Below are 16,422 nucleotides of genomic sequence, written 5' to 3'. Positions count from 1 at the left end.
CGCCATGCTCGCCGCCTTCAGCATCGCCCCGACCGGAGCCGCCGCCGACGAGACGGGGAGCGTGGCCGAGGCCGTCGCCGCCGCCGTCCGCGTGGTCCGCGAGTCCGGCCTGCCCAACGAGACCAACGCGATGTTCACCAACGTCGAGGGGGAGTGGGACGAGGTGATGGCGGTGGTCAAGGCCGCCGTCGACGCCGTCGCCGCCGTCTCGCCCCGGGTCTCCCTGGTGCTGAAGGCCGACATCCGGCCCGGCTACACCGGCCAGCTGACCGCCAAGGTCGATCGGGTGGAGCAGGCGCTGCGCGACTGACCCGGTGGCGCCGCGTCACATGGATTCTGGTCGCTCTACGGGCCGGAACCCGACGAGGATCCATGTGACGTGGGCTGCTCAGTCGGTCTCGAAGCCGATCAGCCAGTGCATCCCGAACCGGTCGAGCACCTGGCCGTCCCACGCCCCCCAGGGCCGCTGCTGCAGGTCGTCGACGACCCGCCCGCCCTCCGACAGCCCCGCGAACCACTCCCGCAGCGTCGCCGCGTCCGCGGTCCCGAGCAGCGCGAACATCACGCCCTCGGTGCGCAGCGTCGCCTCGCCCTCGGCCGCGTCCGAGGCGAACAGCGTGACCGGCCCCTGGAGCATCCCGTGGGCGATCGCCCCACCGGGCCCGTCGGTGCGCCCGAAGTCGGCGTACGTGTTGAGCACCAGCGTGCCGCCGAAGACGTCGGCGTAGCGCTCGAGCGCCTCGCGCGCGGTCCCCGGGAGGTGCAGGTACGGCGTCAGGTCGGTCATGCGTCGAACGTAGGCGACGGTGCCTCACGGCACGTGGAACGCGCCCTCGTTGATGGAGACCGTCGGACCCTGGAGCGTGATGGCCGCGCCACATCCAATGACGCTGGTGCCCCGGTTGGGCGTCCGGCGGGGCTGACCGCGGAGCGTTCGTGTGCGACCGTCGGGGAGTGATCGGCGATCGCTGGAACGTGACCGACGACGAGGTGCGTCGCCACTACCCGTGCGACGACCTGATGCCGGATCCCGCGTTGGCGGCGTGGCGGGGCGTGACCGTGCACGCGCCCGCGTCGAGGGTCTGGCCCTGGGTCGGGCAGATCCGCCTCGCGCCGTACGCATACGACTGGATCGACAACCTCGGTCGTCGCTCGCCGCCCGACCTGCGCCGCCTCCCCGAGCCGCGGGTGGGGGAGCACTTCACCTCGGTGGGCGGCAGGGCCCAGGGGCGCATCGTCGCCGTCGAGCCGGGGCGGTCGCTGACCGGTCGGATCCTCGGTGCCCTGATGTCCTACGTCGTCGAGCCGGTGCCCGAGCCCGCGTCCGAGCCCGCGTCCGAGCCCGGGTCCGAGTCTTCGGGGGCCGGCACCAGGCTGCTGCTCAAGGTGGTCTCCCGACATCGGGGCCCGGTCGCCCGCGCGCTGTGTGTCGGCGACCTGGTGATGGCCCGGCGTCAACTGCTGAACCTGGCCGACCTCGCCGAACGGAACCGCTGACGCCCCGCGTTCGGGGTCCGCGGGCCGCGCTGGGAGAATGGTCGCGACCCGACGCGGCGAAGGAGGCATGAGTGAGCGAGGCGCCCCCGCCCCCGCCGCCCGCACCGCCCGGGTCGTACCCGGCGTACCCGCCGCCTCCCTACCCGCCGCCCGGCCACGTCCCGCCCCCGGCGCCGAGGCGGCGCCGCGGGCTGCCGGTGGTCCTGGCGGTCGCGGCCGCGCTGGCGGTGCTGGCGGTCGCGGTCGTCGTACCGGTCGTGACCCTCGCCGGCGACGAGGACGGTGGCCCGGCCGCCGGGTTCGCGGCGGCGGACCTCGACGACGTCGTCGTCTACGAGGATCTCTCCCGCGACCACCTCAGCGGTCCCATCGACTACCCGCAGGAGCCGCCGGTCGGCGGCCCGCACGCGCCGGTGTGGCTCGACTGCGGCGCCTACGACGCGCAGGTCCCGGCCGAGAACCTGGTCCACGACCTCGAGCACGGCACGGTGGTGATCAGCTACCTGCCCGGCGAGGTCGACGCGGCCGGCGTCGCCGCGCTGACCGCCTGGCTGCCCGCCAACGGCATCCTCACGCCCTGGCCCGAGCAGGAGTCGCCGGTCGTGATCACCGTGTGGGGCCGCCAGCTCGCGCTGACCGGTCCGGACGACGAGCGGATCGGCCTGTTCATCGAGGCGTACGGCGACGGCAGCACCTCGCCGGAGCCGTTCGCCTCCTGCGCGGGCGGCATCCGCCCCGGCGGGGGCAAGCTGACCTGAGCGACCGGCGCGCCTGCGAGGTGATCCCCGGCCGATCCCCGGACGATCCCCGGGCGATCCCCGGCGCGGCCAGGGCCGGCTCGCTACGGTGGCCCGGTGACCCGATTCGCCTGCGTCGTCCTCGTGGACCGCCGCGGCTGGGTGCTGCTGCAGGAGCGGGACGAGCACGCGCTGATCGCCCCGGAGCGGTGGAGCTACTCCGGCGGCCACGTCGAGGAGGGCGAGGCCGACGAGGACGCCGCGCGCCGCGAGCTCGCCGAGGAGACCGGTCTGCGCGTGCCCGAGGGCGACCTGCGGCTGCACGGCCGGTTCGACGTGTTCCACCCCGAGACCGACTCGCTCGACACCCTGGCCTTCTACGCCGCGGCCACCACCGCCACGGACGACGACGTCGTCCTCGGCGAGGGCCGGCAGATCGTCTTCGTGGACCCCACGCGGGCGCGGAGCCTCCCGCTGAGCGACTCCGCCGCGGCGACGCTCGGCGGCTTCCTCGACTCCGACCTGTACGCCGAGCTGAGCAGGAGCGCATCGTGACCTTCTCCGTGATCCGGGTCCCCGCCGACGGCGCCGAGGACGTGGTCGTGGCCACCCACGGGCCCGAAGCGGGCGCCGTCTACACGGGCACCGAGGACGGGTCGGTCTTCCGGCTCAGCCCGGATGGCCGCCGGATCGACAAGGTCGGCTTCACCGCCGGTCGCCCGCTGGGCCTGGAGTTCGCGGCCGACGGACGCCTGCTGGTCTGCGACGCCCGCCGGGGCCTGCTCTGGCTGGACCCGGCGACCAGCGCGATCGAGACCATCGTGGGTAGCGCGGACGCCGAGGGGCGCCGCGAGCTGACCTTCTGCAACAACGCCGCGATCGCCGCCGACGGCACGATCTGGTTCACCGACTCCTCCTCGAAGTTCGGGATCGAGAAGTGGAAGGACGACTTCATCCGGCTCACCCGCACCGGGCGGCTCATCCGGATCGACCCCGACGGGACCCGCACCACCGTCCTGGACGGGCTGGCGTTCGCCAACGGCGTCGCGCTGGCCGCCGACGACTCCTTCGTCTGCGTCGCCGAGACCAGCACCCGCGACGTCGTGCGGTACTGGCTGACCGGCCCCAGCGCCGGCATGCGCGACCGCCTGTGCTCGGACCTGCCCGGCTATCCCGACAACCTCTCCCGCGGCAGCGACGGCCTGATCTGGGTGACCATCGCCAGCCCCCGCGACCCCGTCGTGGAGCGGCTCCAGCGGTCGCCGATGCTGCTGCGCCGGGCCATCACCAAGCTCCCCGCCGCGCTCCAGCCCGCCCCGAAGCGCACCGTCCGGGTGCAGGCCTACGACGTCCGCGGACGGCTGGTGCACGACCTCGACCTCGACCCGGACCAGCCGGGTGCGGCGTACCACATGGTCACCGGGGTCCGGGAGCACGACGGCGTCGTCTGGTTCGGCAGCCTCCACGAGCCCGGCGTGGCCCGCTACGACCTCGACCCGGCCCAGCCGGGGCCCAACGCCTAGACTCGGCGCCATGGCAGTCCTCGACACGATCTCCGGCCCGCGCGACCTGCGTGACCTGTCGGAGGACCAGCTGACCGATCTGGCCGCCGAGATCCGGGACCTGCTGATCCGCACGGTCGCCACCAACACCGGACACCTCGGCCCCAACCTGGGCGTCGTCGAGCTCACGCTCGCGATCCACCGGGTCTTCGACTCCCCGCGCGACAAGGTCGTCTTCGACACCGGCCACCAGTCCTACGTGCACAAGCTGGTCACCGGCCGCGCCGCCGACTTCGGCACGCTGCGCCGCGAGGGCGGCCTCAGCGGCTACCCGAGCCGGTCCGAGTCCGAGCACGACCTGGTGGAGAACTCCCACGCCTCGACCGCGCTCAGCTACGCGGACGGCATCGCCAAGGCGTTCGCGATCCGCGGCGAGGACCGCCACACGGTCGCGGTCATCGGTGACGGCGCGCTCACCGGCGGCATGGCCTGGGAGGCGCTCAACAACATCGCGATCGCCGACGACTCCCGCCTGGTGATCGTCGTCAACGACAACGGCCGCTCCTACACGCCGACCATCGGCGGCCTGGCCCAGGCGCTCGCCGGGCTGCGCACCAACCCGCGCTACGAGCAGGTGCTCGAGCTCATCAAGAAGCGGCTCAACGCGGTGCCGGGCGTCGGCCCGACGGCGTACGACGCGCTGCACGCCGTCAAGCGCGGGCTCAAGGACGCGCTCGCCCCGCAGGGCCTCTTCGAGGACCTCGGCCTCAAGTACGTCGGCCCCGTCGACGGCCACGACCGGGTCGCCATGGAGCACGCCCTCCAGCAGGCGAAGCGGTTCGGCGGCCCCGTGATCGTGCACGCGATGACCCGCAAGGGCTTCGGGTACGACCCGGCCGAGCGGCACGAGGCCGACCAGTTCCACGCGCCGGGGCCGTTCGACGTGCAGACGGGCGCCGAGAAGCCCAAGGGCCCGATCTGGACCGACCACTTCGCCGACCACATGGTGCAGATCGGCGCCCGCCGACCCGACGTGGTGGCGATCACCGCCGCGATGATGCACCCCGTCGGCCTCGACAAGTTCCAGGCCCGGTTCCCCGAGCGGACCTTCGACGTCGGCATCGCCGAGCAGCACGCCGCCACCAGCGCGGCCGGCCTCGCCATCGGCGGCCTGCACCCGGTCTTCGCCGTCTACGCCACCTTCCTCAACCGCGCCTTCGACCAGGTGCTGATGGACGTCGCCCTGCACAACTGCGGGGTCACCTTCGTCCTGGACCGCTCGGGCGTGACCGGCGACGACGGCGCCTCCCACAACGGCATGTGGGACATGTCGATCCTCCAGGTCGTGCCCGGCCTGCGCCTCGCGGCACCGCGCGACGTCCCCCGCATGACCGAGCTGCTCGACGAGGCCATCGAGGTCTCCGACGCGCCGACCGTGGTCCGGTTCCCCAAGGGCGCCCCGCCGGCCGACGTCGAGGCGATCGACACGATCCAGGGCGAGCACGGCCCGATCGACGTGCTGTTCCGCGACGGTGCCCGCGACGTGCTCGTGGTCTCCGTCGGCGCCATGGCCGGCGTCGCGCTGGACGTCGCCGACCGGCTCCAGGCGCAGGGGATCGGCGTGACCGTCGTCGACCCGCGCTGGGTCAAGCCGCTCGACCCCACGCTGGTCGAGCTCGCCGGCGGCTTCCGCCGGGTCGTCACCATCGAGGACAACGGCCGGGTCGGCGGTGTCGGCGCGGTCTTCCTGCAGGCGCTCAACGACGCGGGCGTGCACGTGCCGGTGCACCTGCACGGCATCCCGCAGGAGTTCCTCGACCACGCCAAGCGGGCGGTGATCCTGGACCGGATCGGCCTCTCGGCGCAGACGATCGCACTCGACGTGGTGCACGCGATCACGGCGGACAACGGGCACGCCGAGTCCGAGCAAGGGGCCACGGGGTCGGCCCTCCTCGATGCGGACGGGACACGCTGAGGACGACCGCGGCCCCGTCCGTCGTCGTGCGTTCGGTGTCCCGGTCCTGCTGACGCTGCTCTCCCTGCTCCCGCTCACCGCCTGCTCCCAGGACCCGCCGGGACCGATCGCGCGGACCGACGCCGAGGTCGAGGCCGACCTGTCGGCGACGCTGCGCCAGCGCGCCCGGGCGATCACCGACCAGGACCGGCGCGGATTCACCCGCACCCTGGGCCGGGGCGCGATCCGGGACGAGCAGTCGACGTACTTCGACAACCTCGGGCAGCTCCCCGTCGAGGTGCTGCGCTACCGGGTGGTGCCGGGCTCGGTGCGCCCCGACCCGAAGGACGACCGCAGCTGGTGGGCGGTCGTCGCCACCCGGCTCCAGCTCGACGGGTACGACGCCGCGCCGATCACCACGCGCGACCGGTGGCGCTTCACCCTCGGCGAGCACGGCCGGCGCTACCTGCTCTCCTCCACCACCGACGCGGGCTGGGAGCGCGAGCACGCGGCCGGCGTGCAGCCCTGGGACACCGGCCCGATCGTCGTCGAGGAGCGGCTCGACGCGCTCGGCATCTTCGACGCCGACACCGCGCGAGCGGCCGACGACGTCCTGGAGTCGGTCGCCGACGGCCGGTTCGAGGTCGGCATCCTGCTGCCCGACGGCCGCAACGCCGACGAGTCCGCCCGCGACCTCGGCACCGTCGTCTACGTCCTCTCCGACGCCGCCTCCGTGGAGGGTCTGGCCAGCCAGACGGTCGGCGACCCCGAGCGCGCCGACGGGCTCACCATCGCCATCCCGACCGACGCCGGCGACGCCGGCAGCCCGGTCGCCGGCTACCGGATCGCGCTCAGCCCGCGGGTGCTCGGTCAGGAGGACGTCGTCCGGGACCGGCTGGTGCGGCACGAGCTCACCCACGCGCTGCTCGGCGCGGAGGGGCGCGGCGCGCCGCTCTGGATCACCGAGGGGGTCGCCGAGTACGTCTCGGTGCACCCGCAGGAGCCCGCCCAGCGCCGGCTCCCGGCGTCCGCGCTCGCGGTCGGCGCCGACGCGGACGCGCTGCCGACCGCCGCGGAGTTCTCCGGTCCCGACGCCGCCGGCTGGTACGCCGTGGCCTGGTGGGTCTGCGAGTACGTGGCGAGCACCGGCGGCGAGTCGACCCTGTGGGCGCTGCTCGACCAGCTCGCGGCCGGCGCGGACCAGGAGACGGCGCTCGAGGAGCGCCTCGGCCTCACCGAGAGCCAGCTGGTGCAGCGCGGCGTCGCCCTGATGGCCAGCAGCTACCGGCGCTGACCCGGCGCGCGGGCGGCGCGCCCCGTGGGCCGCTCCGGTCGCCGGCGCAATAGGCTGGGCCCGTGAGCACCCCCGCCCGACTGGTCCACATCGTCGACGACGTCCCCGAGCTCGAGGGCGCCGCCGACCTGCGACTGATCGTGGCCCTGGACGGCTTCCTGGACGCCGGCAACGCCGGCGCCGTGGCGTGCGCGCACCTGGTCGAGACCGGCGCCGCGGGCGGAGGCGTGGTCGTGGCGACCTTCGACGTCGACGAGCTGCACGACTACCGCGCGCGCCGACCCCCGCTCTCCTTCGTGCAGGACCACTACGAGTCCTACGAGGCTCCGCGGCTGGTGGTCCGGCTGCTCCGGGACGTCGGCGGGACGCCGTACCTGCTGCTGCACGGGCCCGAGCCGGACATCCGCTGGGAGGCCTTCTGCCGCGCCGTGCTGGAGGTGATCCAGCGCTTCGGAGTGAGCCTGGTGATCGGCATCGGCGCCGTGCCGATGGCGGTGCCGCACACCCGCCCGATCGCGATCACCCACCACGCCAACAACCCCGACCTGCTCACCGGCACCAGCCCCTGGCGCGGCGAGCTGCGGATCCCCGGCAGCGCCCAGGCCCTGCTGGAGGTCCGGCTGGGCGAGTGGGGGCACGACGCGCAGGGCTTCGTCGCGCACGTGCCGCACTACCTGGCCCAGCTCGACTACCCGCGCGCCTCGCAGGGGCTGCTGGAACACGTCGAGCGCGCCGGTCGACTGACCATCGACCTGTCCGGGCTCGGCGAGCTGGCAGAGGAGCGCGACGGCGACATCGCCCGCTACCTCGCCGCCAACGAGGAGATCGGCGAGGTCGTCACCGCGCTGGAGCAGCAGTACGACACGTTCGCCCGCGCCGAGGAGGAGGGGAACAGCCTCCTCGCCGAGGACGAGCCGCTCCCGACCGGTGAGGACCTCGGTCGCCAGTTCGAGCAGTTCCTCGCCGGGCTCGAGGGCCCCGACGAGGGCCAGGCAGGAGGGTCCGCATGACCGACACCAGCGCACCGGAGGTGCCCGACGCCCACGAGTCGGCGCAGGAGGAGACCCGCAAGCTGGTCGGCCTCCTGGACCTGGAGTCGCTGGACGTCGACCTGTTCCGTGGCAAGCAGCCCGAGACGACCCGGCAGCGGGTCTACGGCGGGCAGGTGGCCGCGCAGGCGCTGATCGCCGCGAACAAGTCCGTCGACCCGGCGTACACCGTGCACTCGCTGCACTCGTACTTCCTGCGCCCCGGCGACTACCAGGTGCCGATCATCTACGACGTCGAGCGGATCCGCGACGGCCGGTCGTTCCTGACCCGCCGCGTGGTGGCGCGCCAGCACGGCCGGCCGATCTACTACCAGACGCTCAACTACCAGCGGCCCGAGGAGGGCTTCGACCACCAGGACGTGATGCCGGAGGTCAAGCCGCCCAGCGAGGGCGTGGACCTGCTGGAGATGATGAAGTCGCGGGGCACCGACGACGGCCTGGCCCAGGAGTGGGCGGCCCTGGACGTGCGATGGATCGGCAACTCGCGTTTCGGCGGCCTCGGCGACGACGCGAGCCGGCCCTCCCGCGCCGCGGTGTGGCTGCGGATCGCGGGCGAGCTGAGCGACGACCCGCTGGAGCACCTCGCGACCTTCACCTACGCCACCGACGTGACGCTGCTCGGCGTCTCGCTCGCGGCGCACGACACCAACCCCGCCAAGGTGCAGATGGCGTCGCTGGACCACACGATCTGGTTCCACCGGCCGTTCCGCGCCGACGAGTGGTGGCTCTACGACCAGTGGTCGCCGTCGGCCAGCGGCGGCCGCGGGCTGTCCATGGGCCGTGTCTTCGCCCAGGACGGCACCCTGGTGGCGACCGTCGCCCAGGAGGGGCTGATCCGGCCGAACGCCGACGTGGAGCGCCCGCACGGCTGACCCGAACCGGGGCTCGGGGCGCGCCGAACCGGGGCTCGCGCCGTGTCGAACCGGGGCTCGCGCCGTGTCGAACCGGGGCTCGCGCCCTGCCGAACCGGGGCTCGCGCCGCGCGGGCTGCCCCAAGTGCCGGTTCGGCGCGCCCTGACCCCCGGTTCGCGCTGCCCCAACCCCCGGTTCGCGCTGCCCTAACCCCCGGTTCGGCCGAGGAGGTGCGGGGCGCCCGAGGACGCGCTGGTGAGGCTGAAGTCCCACCCCGCCTCCGTCTCCCGTACGCCGAGGCGGACCCGGCCGGGCAGGAAGAGCGGCTTCTTGAACCCGACGTCGACCCGGACCGCGTCGGGCAGCCGGTTCTCCAGGGCGGCGACGCACCGGGCCAGGCTCCACATGCCGTGGGCGATGTGGCGCGGGAACCCGAACGCCTTCGCGGTCAGCGGGTAGAGGTGGATCGGGTTGCGGTCCCCGGAGACGGCGGCGTAGCGCCGGCCGAGGTCGGCGGGCAGCCGCCACTCGGGCGCGGTCGGCTCGACCGGCGCGAAGGCGGTACCGGGGTCGCCGTGCTCCGGGTCGCCCTTCCCGACCCGCAGGTAGGTCGACGTCGACTCCCACACGACGCCACCGTCGACGGTGGCCGACGCGACGACGTCGAACGCCCGGCCCTTCGTCGAGGCGCGCAGGTCGCGGGCCGTGACCGCGACCTCGACGCTCTCGCCGATCGCCACCGGGCGGTGCTGGATGATCGTGTTCTCCAGGTGCACGGTGCCGATCGCCGGGAACGGGAACGCCGGGTCGGTCATCAGCGCCATGTGCAGCGGGAACGCCAGCAGGTGCAGGTAGGGCAGCGGGGCGACGTCCTTGGTCGGGAAGCCGCAGACGGCGGCGTACCGGTCGACGTGGCCGCGATCCACCGCGACCGGGGGCCGCGAGACGGTGATCTCCGGCAGGGTGTCGCCGGTCCGGCGCACCCCGGGCAGCCGGTTGACGCCGGGGACGGCGGGCAGCGCCGCCTTCAGCATCGTGGCCGTGCCGCCGGAGCCGTCGACCACGCGCGTGGTGGGAGCGCCCGGCACCTCAGGCCCCCAGCATCATCTGGCCGCAGACGCGGACCACGTTGCCGTTGACCCCGGAGGAGGCGGGGTTGGCGTACCAGGCGATCGTCTCGGCGACGTCGACCGGGAGGCCGCCCTGGGCCATCGCGTTGAGCCGCTGGCCGACCTCGCGGGTCGCGAACGGCACGGCGTCGGTCATCTGGGTGATGATGAAGCCCGGCGCCACCGCGTTGATGGTGATGCCCTCGGTCAGCTCGTCGGCCAGCGAGTCCACCAGCCCGATCACCCCCGCCTTCGATGCGGCGTAGTTGGTCTGGCCGACGTTGCCGGCGATGCCCGCGATGGAGGCGACGCCGACGATCGAGCCGCCGTCGTGGACCAGGCCCTGGGCGAGCAGCTCGCGGGTGATCCGCTCGGGGGCGCCCAGGTTGACGTCGAGCACCGAGGTCCAGCGGTCGCCGCGGTCGTCGGCCGCCATGTTGGCCAGCTTGCGGTCGCGGGTGATGCCGGCGTTGTGCACGACGACGTCGACGCCGCCGTGCTTCTCCTTCAGGTGGTGCGCGATCCGCTGCGGCGCGTCCTTGCCCGTGATGTCGAGGGTGAGCCAGTCGCCGTCGAGCTCCTTCATCAGCGACTGCAGCTCGCTCGCCGCCTGCGGCACGTCCAGCCCGACCACGGTGGCGCCGTCGCGGTGCAGCACCCGGGCGATCGCCTCACCGATGCCGCGGCTGGCGCCGGTGACCAGGGCGACCTTGCCGTCCAGGGGCCGGGTCCAGTCCTCGACGTTGGTGTGGGTCGCCGGGCCGTGGGCGCCGATCCGCACCACCTGGCCCGAGACGTAAGCCGACTTGGGGGAGAGGAGGAACGCGAGCGTGCTGGTCGCGGCGGCCTCCTGGCCCACGGCCACGTAGACCAGCTGGACGGTGCCGCCGCGGCCGATCTCCTTGCCGAGGCTGCGGGTGAAGCCCTCCAGCGCGCGCTGCGCGACCCGCTCGGGGCCCGAGGTCAGCTCCGGCGGGGTGCCGAGGACGACCACCCGGGCGCACGGGGCGAGGCCGCGCAGCACCGGGGTGAAGAAGTCGCGCAACGCGACCAGCGCCGCGGAGTCGGTGAGGCCGGTCGCGTCGATGACGATGCCCTTGACCGGCTCCGCCTGGCCGGCCGCCGGATCGGCGGTGGAGGCGACGCCGATCAGGTCGAGGATGCCCGGCAGCGACTCGGCCAGCCGGCCGGTGCCGCCGACCAGCACGGTGCCCTGCACGAGGGGGTCGCCGTCGGCGTATCGCTCCAGCGGGGTGGGGTTGGGCAGGCCGAGGTTCTTGACGAGGAACTTGCCGATCGAGGAGCTCGCGAACCCCTGGTACTTGTCGCTCATGGCGTCGGTGCCTTCCGGTCGCTGCGAGAGGGTTGTCCGTGGGAGGAACGATGGGGGTGCGAGAACCGTCACGCGGGACTCGCTGGCCGTATGTAACTAGATGTGTAACTCTGAGTCCACATTTCGTGATCCACCCCGCGCGGCGTGCGCTCCGGGGCCGACCAGTACGAGGATAGGAACCATGGCCGAGAACCTCCGCCGCGCAGCCGTGATCGGCGGCAACCGGATCCCCTTCGCCCGCTCCAACGGCGCCTACGGCACCGCGTCGAACCAGGAGATGCTCACCGCCGCGCTGGACGGGCTGGTCGCCCGGTTCGGGCTCGAGGGGGAGCGGCTCGGCGAGGTGGCCGGCGGCGCGGTGCTCAAGCACAGCCGCGACTTCAACCTGGTGCGCGAGTCGGTGCTGGGCAGCCGGCTGGCGCCCACCACGCCGGCCGTGGACCTCCAGCAGGCCTGCGGCACCGGGCTCCAGGCGATCAACTACATCGCCAGCAAGATCAGGCTCGGCCAGATCGACGTCGGCGTCGGCGGCGGCGTCGACACCACCTCCGACGCCCCGGTGGCGCTCTCGGAGCGGCTGCGCAAGAAGCTGATCCGGCTCAACAACGCGCGCTCCAACGCCGACCGGCTGAAGGTGCTCGGGTCGCTGCGGCCGGGCGACATCGGGCTGGCCATCCCGTCCAACGGGGAGCCGCGCACGCGGCTGTCGATGGGCGAGCACCAGGCGCTGACGGCGCTGGAGTGGCAGATCGCCCGCGAGGACCAGGACCAGCTGGCCGTCGCCTCCCACCAGAAGCTCGCGGCGTCGTACGACGAGGGGTGGCAGGACGACCTGGTCAGCCCGTTCCGGGGGCTGGAGCGCGACAACAACCTGCGCGCCGACTCCTCGCTGGAGAAGCTCGCGAAGCTCAGGCCGGTCTTCGGCAAGGGCGAGGCCGCGACGATGACCGCAGCGAACTCCACGCCGCTGACCGACGGCGCCTCCGCGGTGCTGCTGGCCTCGGAGGAGTGGGCGGCGGAGCACGACCTCGCGCCGCTGGCGTTCTTCGTCGACTCCGAGGTGGCCGCGGTCGACTTCGTGAACGGCGCCGAGGGGCTGCTGATGGCGCCGGCGTACGCCGTCCCGCGGATGCTCGCGCGGCAGGGGCTGACGCTCCAGGACTTCGACTTCTACGAGATCCACGAGGCGTTCGCCTCGCAGGTGCTCTCCACGCTCGCCGCGTGGGAGAGCCCGGTCTTCTGCAAGGAGCGGCTCGGCCTGGACGCGCCGCTGGGCTCGATCGACCGCGACAAGCTCAACGTGAAGGGCTCCTCGCTCGCGGCGGGGCACCCGTTCGCCGCGACCGGCGGGCGGATCGTCGCCAACGCCGCGAAGCTGCTGGCCGCCAACGGCGGCGGGCGCGCGCTGATCTCGGTCTGCGCCGCCGGCGGTCAGGGTGTGGTGGCGATCCTGGAGGCCTGAGGAGCCACCAGCCCGAGCGCGGCCGAGGTCAGGTAGGCGCGCACCTGGTCGGGGGAGACGCGGCCGACGCGGGGCACGCCGGGCGCGGACTCGCTGACCAGGAGGCCGAGCCGGGCCAGCTGCAGCGCCCCGATTCCGGTGGCGTAGAGCATGTTGGCCAGCAGCGTCGGGTCTTCGGGGGTGTCGTAGTCGCCGGCGGCCTGCCCCGCGGCCAGGTTGTCGGAGAGGATCGTCAGGCAGCCGCTGATGGCGCGGCCGAGCCGGAACAGCGCGCTCTCGGAGATCTCGTCGAGCAGCTCCTGGCCGGGCCGGTTCATCAGGGCCTGTGCGCAGTCGACGAACGCCGGGTGCGCCGTGCCGTACCCGACGAACGCGTCGACCATCGCCACCAGCTGCTCGGTCGGGTGGTCCGTCGTCGCTGCGGCGTCGCGCAGCGCGGCGCCGAGCTCGTCGAGGTACCCGACGAGGGTCAGCGCGACGATCTCCTCCTTGCCGGTGAAGTGGCGGTAGACGATCGCCCGGTTGATCCCGACCGCGGCGGCGATCTCGTCGATCTGCACGTTCCGCACGCCCTTGGCGTCGAAGATCTCCCGGGTGGCGCCCACGATCTCGGCCTCGCGCTTGCGCCGCCGGGCCGCCGCCGCCGTGCGCCGCCCGTCGTCGGGGGGTGCTGGAGTCGCCATGCCGGGGAGTGTACGGCGTGTGCAACTCGGAGTTGCAGGATCGCGTGTCGGCGTCCGGTGGCACCCTCGTGGCATGGCGCGCGACGGGGCAGGGGATGGGATGCCGGGCCGGATGGGCGGCACCCCCGACCGGCCGGCGCGCTTCTTCGACGGCCCCGAGGAGTTCGGCGCGTGGCTGGCGCTGCACCACGACACGGAGACCGAGCTCTGGATGGGACTGCGGAGGAAGCACCTCCCCGACCACGGCCTGACGTGGGAGCAGGCCGTGCCCGAGGCCCTCTGCTGGGGCTGGATCGACTCCGTCGTCCAGCGCATCGACGGCGACACCCGGCGGCAGCGGTGGACCCCTCGCAAGAGGACCTCGGTGTGGAGCAAGGTCAACCTGGACCTCGTCGAGAAGCTGCGCGCCGAGGGGCGGATGCAGCCCAGCGGGCTGGCGATCTGGGAGCAGCGGCGGCGCGACGAGGCGCCCTACAGCCACGAAGGTGCCGCCGACGTGCTCCCCGACCCGTACGCCGCCCGGCTGGCGGCCTCCCCGGCGGCCGCCGCCTTCTGGGAGGCTGCGACCGCGTCGTACCGCAAGGTCTGCGTCGCCTGGGTGACGTCGGCCAAGCAGGAGGCCACCCGCGACCGGCGGCTGACGCAGCTGATCGACTGCTGCGCCGCCGGCGAGCTCGTGCCGAACCAGCGCTACGGCGACCCGCCGCGGTGGGTGGAGCGGGCCGCTGCGGCCGCCGCGGCGGTGCGGTGACCGGCCCCGGAGCAGATGCCGAGCGGCGGGCGGGTCAGTCGCGCAGCGCCCGCACCGCGCTGATCGTGTCGGCCTCGTCCGCGGTCTTGTCGTCGCGGTAGCGCACGACCCGGGCGAACCGCAGTGCGACGCCGCCGGGGTAGCGCGTGGACCGTTGCAGCCCGTCGAACGCCACCTCGACCACCTGCTCGGGGCGGACCTCGACCACGTAGTCGTCGCGCAGCGTGGCGGGGGAGACGGCGAGCTCGGTGAACCGCTCGGTCTGCCAGGCGAGCATCGCGTCGGTCATCCCCTTGAACGTCTTGCCGAGCATGACGAAGCCGGAGCCGTCGTCGGCGCGCGCGCCGAGGTGGATGTTGGAGAGCAGCCCGCGCCGGCGGCCCGAGCCCCACTCGACGGCCAGCACCACCAGGTCGAGGGTGTGCACCGGCTTCACCTTGACCCAGGCGGCGCCGCGGCGGCCGGCGTCGTACGCCGCCTCGGCGGCCTTCACCACAACGCCCTCGTGCCCCTCGGCGAGCACACGGGCGCCGAACTCCTCGGCCTCCGCGAGATCGACCCCACGCCAGCGCGCGACGCGGTGCGCCTCCGGCACCAGCGCCTCCAGCGCCGCCCACCGCTCGTGGGCGGGGGCGCCGAGCAGGTCGCGGCCGTCGAGGTGCAACAGGTCGAAGAAGTACGGTGCCAGGCGCGCGCCGCCCTCGCCGTGGGTCGCGCTGCGCGCCGCCGTCTCCTGGAACGGCCGCGGGCGGCCGTCGGGGCCGACGAGCAGGGCCTCGCCGTCGAGCACGAGGTCGCCGCCGGGCAGCGCCCCGACCACGGCGACCACGTCGGGCAGTCGTGCGGTGATCTCCTCCAGGCTGCGGGTCACCAGCAGCACCTCGCCGGAGCGCCGGTGGGCCTGGATCCTGATGCCGTCGAGCTTGGCGTCGACGGCGACCGGGCCGCCGGCGTCGCCGCCCACCTTGGCCCACGCCGCGGCCAGGTCGGGCGCGGAGGAGGCGAGCATCGGCAGCACCGGACGTCCCACCTCCAGCCGCACGGACTCCAGGGTGCCGGCGAAGGCGTGCTCGACGACCGGGGCCACCCCGCCGGCCAGCATCGCCGCGCGGCGCACCGCGGCCACCGGCTGACCGGCGGTGGCGGCGAGCGCGTCGACCAGCAGGGCGTCGGAGGCCCCCTGCCGGACCTCGCCCAGCGCCACCGCCCGCAGCCACGCCTGCTCGTCGGGGGTGGCGCGACCGAAGAGCGCCTCGACGGCCGCGGACCGTGCGCCCGCGGAGCCGGGGCCGGCCAGCAGCGACATCGCCTCGAACGCGGAGTCGACCTCCGCGACGGTCAGCGTCGGAGCCGAGGCCGCGGGAGGGAGGTCCCGCAGGCCGCGCCAGCCGAGCCCGGTGCGGCGCTGCCGCAGCCGGCCCGCCAGGTAGCGGGCGACCAGCGGCCGCTCGTCCGGGTCGGCGCCCGCCAGCGCGTCGGCGATCAGCCGGGTCTTCTCCGTCCGGGCCCGGGTGGCGGCGACCGCGGCGGAGGTGGCGACCAGGTCGTTCAGCAGCACCCGCCCACCCTCGAGTCCTCGATCAGTGGGTGGCCTCGAGCACCGCGGCCGTCACCGCGCCGCGGATCACCAGCTCGAAGATCTCGTTGAGGTCCAGCGCGGGCTGGCCGTCGACGCCGTCGAAGTCGCCGAAGTAGCCGGCCACCTCCAGCGAGACGAAGCCGTGCAGCGCGGCGAAGACGGCGGTCCCGGTCATCAGCAGCCGGTCCTCCGGCAGGCCGGCCGAGCGCACCATCACGGCCAGCGCCTCGATCGCGTCGATCGCCGCGCTGTAGAACGCCTCGCGGTCGATCGGCGGCCGGGTCAGTGCGGCGTAGCGCTGCGGGTGGGCCTGCGCGAACGCCCGCAGCTCGTGGCTCAGCGCCCGCAGCCCGTCGGCGCCGGCGTGCCCCATCGCGGCCCGTCGCACGTGGTCGCCGAGCATCCGCATCGCGCGGACCTGGATCAGCGCGCGCAGCTCCTCGAGGTTCGCGACGTGGTTGTAGAGCGAGGAGACCCGCGCGTCGAGCTCGGCCGCCAGCGAGGTCATCGTCAGGGCGTCGTACCCGTCCCGGTCGACGAGGGCCTCGGCTGCCTGCAGCACCGCCTCCTGGTCCAGCCGTCCGCGGCGGGCGCGGGCGCTCTCGGTCGTCACGTGCTCT

The 16,422-nt window shown here is 74.0% G+C and carries 17 protein-coding genes; 11 read left to right on the top strand and 6 right to left on the bottom strand.

Annotation, left to right across the window (positions count from 1 at the left end; all coding sequences use genetic code 11):
- The first annotated feature begins 4 nt into the window (after window positions 1-4).
- A complete protein-coding gene (locus ABLM29_RS06520) occupies window positions 5-310 on the top strand; it encodes an MTH1187 family thiamine-binding protein (protein ID WP_349713186.1) in 306 nt (101 codons plus the stop codon).
- 78 nt (window positions 311-388) lie between these two features.
- On the opposite strand, the gene ABLM29_RS06515 is transcribed toward ABLM29_RS06520, so the two are convergent.
- A complete protein-coding gene (locus ABLM29_RS06515; RefSeq protein WP_349713185.1) occupies window positions 389-787 on the bottom strand; it encodes a VOC family protein in 399 nt (132 codons plus the stop codon).
- Between the two features lie 167 nt (window positions 788-954).
- On the opposite strand from ABLM29_RS06515, the gene ABLM29_RS06510 reads away from it, so the two are divergent.
- From ABLM29_RS06510 to ABLM29_RS06475, 8 genes are all read left to right on the top strand, one after another.
- Window positions 955-1,497 carry a hypothetical protein gene (locus ABLM29_RS06510; RefSeq protein ID WP_349713183.1) on the top strand — a complete coding sequence of 181 codons (543 nt, stop codon included), beginning with the start codon at window positions 955-957 and terminating at the stop codon, window positions 1,495-1,497.
- Between the two features lie 71 nt (window positions 1,498-1,568).
- On the top strand, window positions 1,569-2,255 hold the full coding sequence (locus tag ABLM29_RS06505) for a thioredoxin-like domain-containing protein (protein WP_349713182.1): 687 nt from the start codon (window positions 1,569-1,571) through the stop codon (window positions 2,253-2,255).
- 96 nt (window positions 2,256-2,351) lie between these two features.
- Complete coding sequence (locus ABLM29_RS06500) at window positions 2,352-2,789, top strand: NUDIX domain-containing protein (protein ID WP_349713180.1); 438 nt, start codon at window positions 2,352-2,354, stop codon at window positions 2,787-2,789.
- Window positions 2,786-3,757: an SMP-30/gluconolactonase/LRE family protein gene (locus ABLM29_RS06495; RefSeq protein WP_349713179.1), complete on the top strand. Its 972-nt coding sequence runs from the start codon at window positions 2,786-2,788 to the stop codon at window positions 3,755-3,757. The genes ABLM29_RS06500 and ABLM29_RS06495 overlap by 4 nt, the downstream gene beginning before the upstream one ends.
- A 10-nt stretch (window positions 3,758-3,767) precedes the next feature.
- The gene (gene dxs / locus ABLM29_RS06490) at window positions 3,768-5,711 is read left to right on the top strand and encodes a 1-deoxy-D-xylulose-5-phosphate synthase (protein WP_349713178.1); all 1,944 of its coding nucleotides are present in this window, start codon (window positions 3,768-3,770) and stop codon (window positions 5,709-5,711) included.
- On the top strand, window positions 5,692-6,984 hold the full coding sequence (locus tag ABLM29_RS06485; protein ID WP_349713177.1) for a hypothetical protein: 1,293 nt from the start codon (window positions 5,692-5,694) through the stop codon (window positions 6,982-6,984). The genes dxs and ABLM29_RS06485 overlap by 20 nt, the downstream gene beginning before the upstream one ends.
- 62 nt (window positions 6,985-7,046) lie before the next feature.
- Complete coding sequence (locus tag ABLM29_RS06480) at window positions 7,047-7,994, top strand: proteasome assembly chaperone family protein (protein WP_349713176.1); 948 nt, start codon at window positions 7,047-7,049, stop codon at window positions 7,992-7,994.
- Complete coding sequence (locus ABLM29_RS06475; RefSeq protein WP_349713175.1) at window positions 7,991-8,905, top strand: acyl-CoA thioesterase; 915 nt, start codon at window positions 7,991-7,993, stop codon at window positions 8,903-8,905. The genes ABLM29_RS06480 and ABLM29_RS06475 overlap by 4 nt, the downstream gene beginning before the upstream one ends.
- Window positions 8,906-9,091: 186 nt before the next feature.
- Here the strand turns inward: ABLM29_RS06475 and ABLM29_RS06470 are convergent, their stop codons facing one another.
- Both ABLM29_RS06470 and ABLM29_RS06465 read right to left on the bottom strand, forming a co-directional pair.
- Window positions 9,092-9,973, bottom strand: coding sequence for a MaoC/PaaZ C-terminal domain-containing protein (locus tag ABLM29_RS06470; protein WP_349713174.1), 882 nt, complete (start codon window positions 9,971-9,973; stop codon window positions 9,092-9,094).
- Between the two features lies 1 nt (window position 9,974).
- The gene (locus tag ABLM29_RS06465; protein WP_349713173.1) at window positions 9,975-11,327 is read right to left on the bottom strand and encodes a 3-oxoacyl-ACP reductase; all 1,353 of its coding nucleotides are present in this window, start codon (window positions 11,325-11,327) and stop codon (window positions 9,975-9,977) included.
- A 181-nt stretch (window positions 11,328-11,508) separates the two neighbouring features.
- On the opposite strand from ABLM29_RS06465, the gene ABLM29_RS06460 reads away from it, so the two are divergent.
- Window positions 11,509-12,789, top strand: coding sequence for an acetyl-CoA C-acetyltransferase (locus tag ABLM29_RS06460; RefSeq protein WP_349713172.1), 1,281 nt, complete (start codon window positions 11,509-11,511; stop codon window positions 12,787-12,789).
- On the opposite strand, the gene ABLM29_RS06455 is transcribed toward ABLM29_RS06460, so the two are convergent.
- Entirely contained in the window at window positions 12,759-13,472 is a 714-nt protein-coding gene (locus ABLM29_RS06455; protein WP_349713170.1) for a TetR/AcrR family transcriptional regulator, read from the bottom strand. The two genes, ABLM29_RS06460 and ABLM29_RS06455, sit on opposite strands and share 31 nt — an antisense overlap.
- Before the next feature lie 73 nt (window positions 13,473-13,545).
- On the opposite strand from ABLM29_RS06455, the gene ABLM29_RS06450 reads away from it, so the two are divergent.
- On the top strand, window positions 13,546-14,223 hold the full coding sequence (locus tag ABLM29_RS06450; RefSeq protein ID WP_349713169.1) for a YdeI/OmpD-associated family protein: 678 nt from the start codon (window positions 13,546-13,548) through the stop codon (window positions 14,221-14,223).
- Window positions 14,224-14,257: 34 nt separating this feature from the next.
- Here ABLM29_RS06450 and ABLM29_RS06445 read toward each other — a convergent pair whose 3' ends face one another.
- Entirely contained in the window at window positions 14,258-15,781 is a 1,524-nt protein-coding gene (locus ABLM29_RS06445; protein WP_349713167.1) for an ATP-dependent DNA ligase, read from the bottom strand.
- A 22-nt stretch (window positions 15,782-15,803) separates the two neighbouring features.
- Window positions 15,804-16,415, bottom strand: coding sequence for a TetR/AcrR family transcriptional regulator (locus ABLM29_RS06440; RefSeq protein WP_349713166.1), 612 nt, complete (start codon window positions 16,413-16,415; stop codon window positions 15,804-15,806).
- Window positions 16,416-16,422 lie beyond the last annotated feature (7 nt).

It is taken from the genome of Nocardioides sp. YIM 152588 (assembly GCF_040191335.1).
Taxonomy (GTDB): domain Bacteria; phylum Actinomycetota; class Actinomycetes; order Propionibacteriales; family Nocardioidaceae; genus Nocardioides.
The sequence above is the reverse complement of the archived record's forward strand: the minus strand, read 5'-3'. Positions and strand labels throughout refer to the sequence as shown.

What these genes read in the sequence shown, in the direction of transcription:
- ABLM29_RS06460 (WP_349713172.1), top strand. Translation starts at nt 11,509, where the DNA reads ATGGCCGAGAACCTCCGCCGCGCAGCCGTGATCGGCGGCAACCGGATC.
- ABLM29_RS06455 (WP_349713170.1), bottom strand. Translation starts at nt 13,472, where the DNA reads ATGGCGACTCCAGCACCCCCCGACGACGGGCGGCGCACGGCGGCGGCG.
- dxs (WP_349713178.1), top strand. Translation starts at nt 3,768, where the DNA reads ATGGCAGTCCTCGACACGATCTCCGGCCCGCGCGACCTGCGTGACCTG.
- ABLM29_RS06485 (WP_349713177.1), top strand. Translation starts at nt 5,692, where the DNA reads ATGCGGACGGGACACGCTGAGGACGACCGCGGCCCCGTCCGTCGTCGT.
- ABLM29_RS06520 (WP_349713186.1), top strand. Translation starts at nt 5, where the DNA reads ATGCTCGCCGCCTTCAGCATCGCCCCGACCGGAGCCGCCGCCGACGAG.
- ABLM29_RS06450 (WP_349713169.1), top strand. Translation starts at nt 13,546, where the DNA reads ATGGCGCGCGACGGGGCAGGGGATGGGATGCCGGGCCGGATGGGCGGC.
- ABLM29_RS06515 (WP_349713185.1), bottom strand. Translation starts at nt 787, where the DNA reads ATGACCGACCTGACGCCGTACCTGCACCTCCCGGGGACCGCGCGCGAG.
- ABLM29_RS06465 (WP_349713173.1), bottom strand. Translation starts at nt 11,327, where the DNA reads ATGAGCGACAAGTACCAGGGGTTCGCGAGCTCCTCGATCGGCAAGTTC.
- ABLM29_RS06475 (WP_349713175.1), top strand. Translation starts at nt 7,991, where the DNA reads ATGACCGACACCAGCGCACCGGAGGTGCCCGACGCCCACGAGTCGGCG.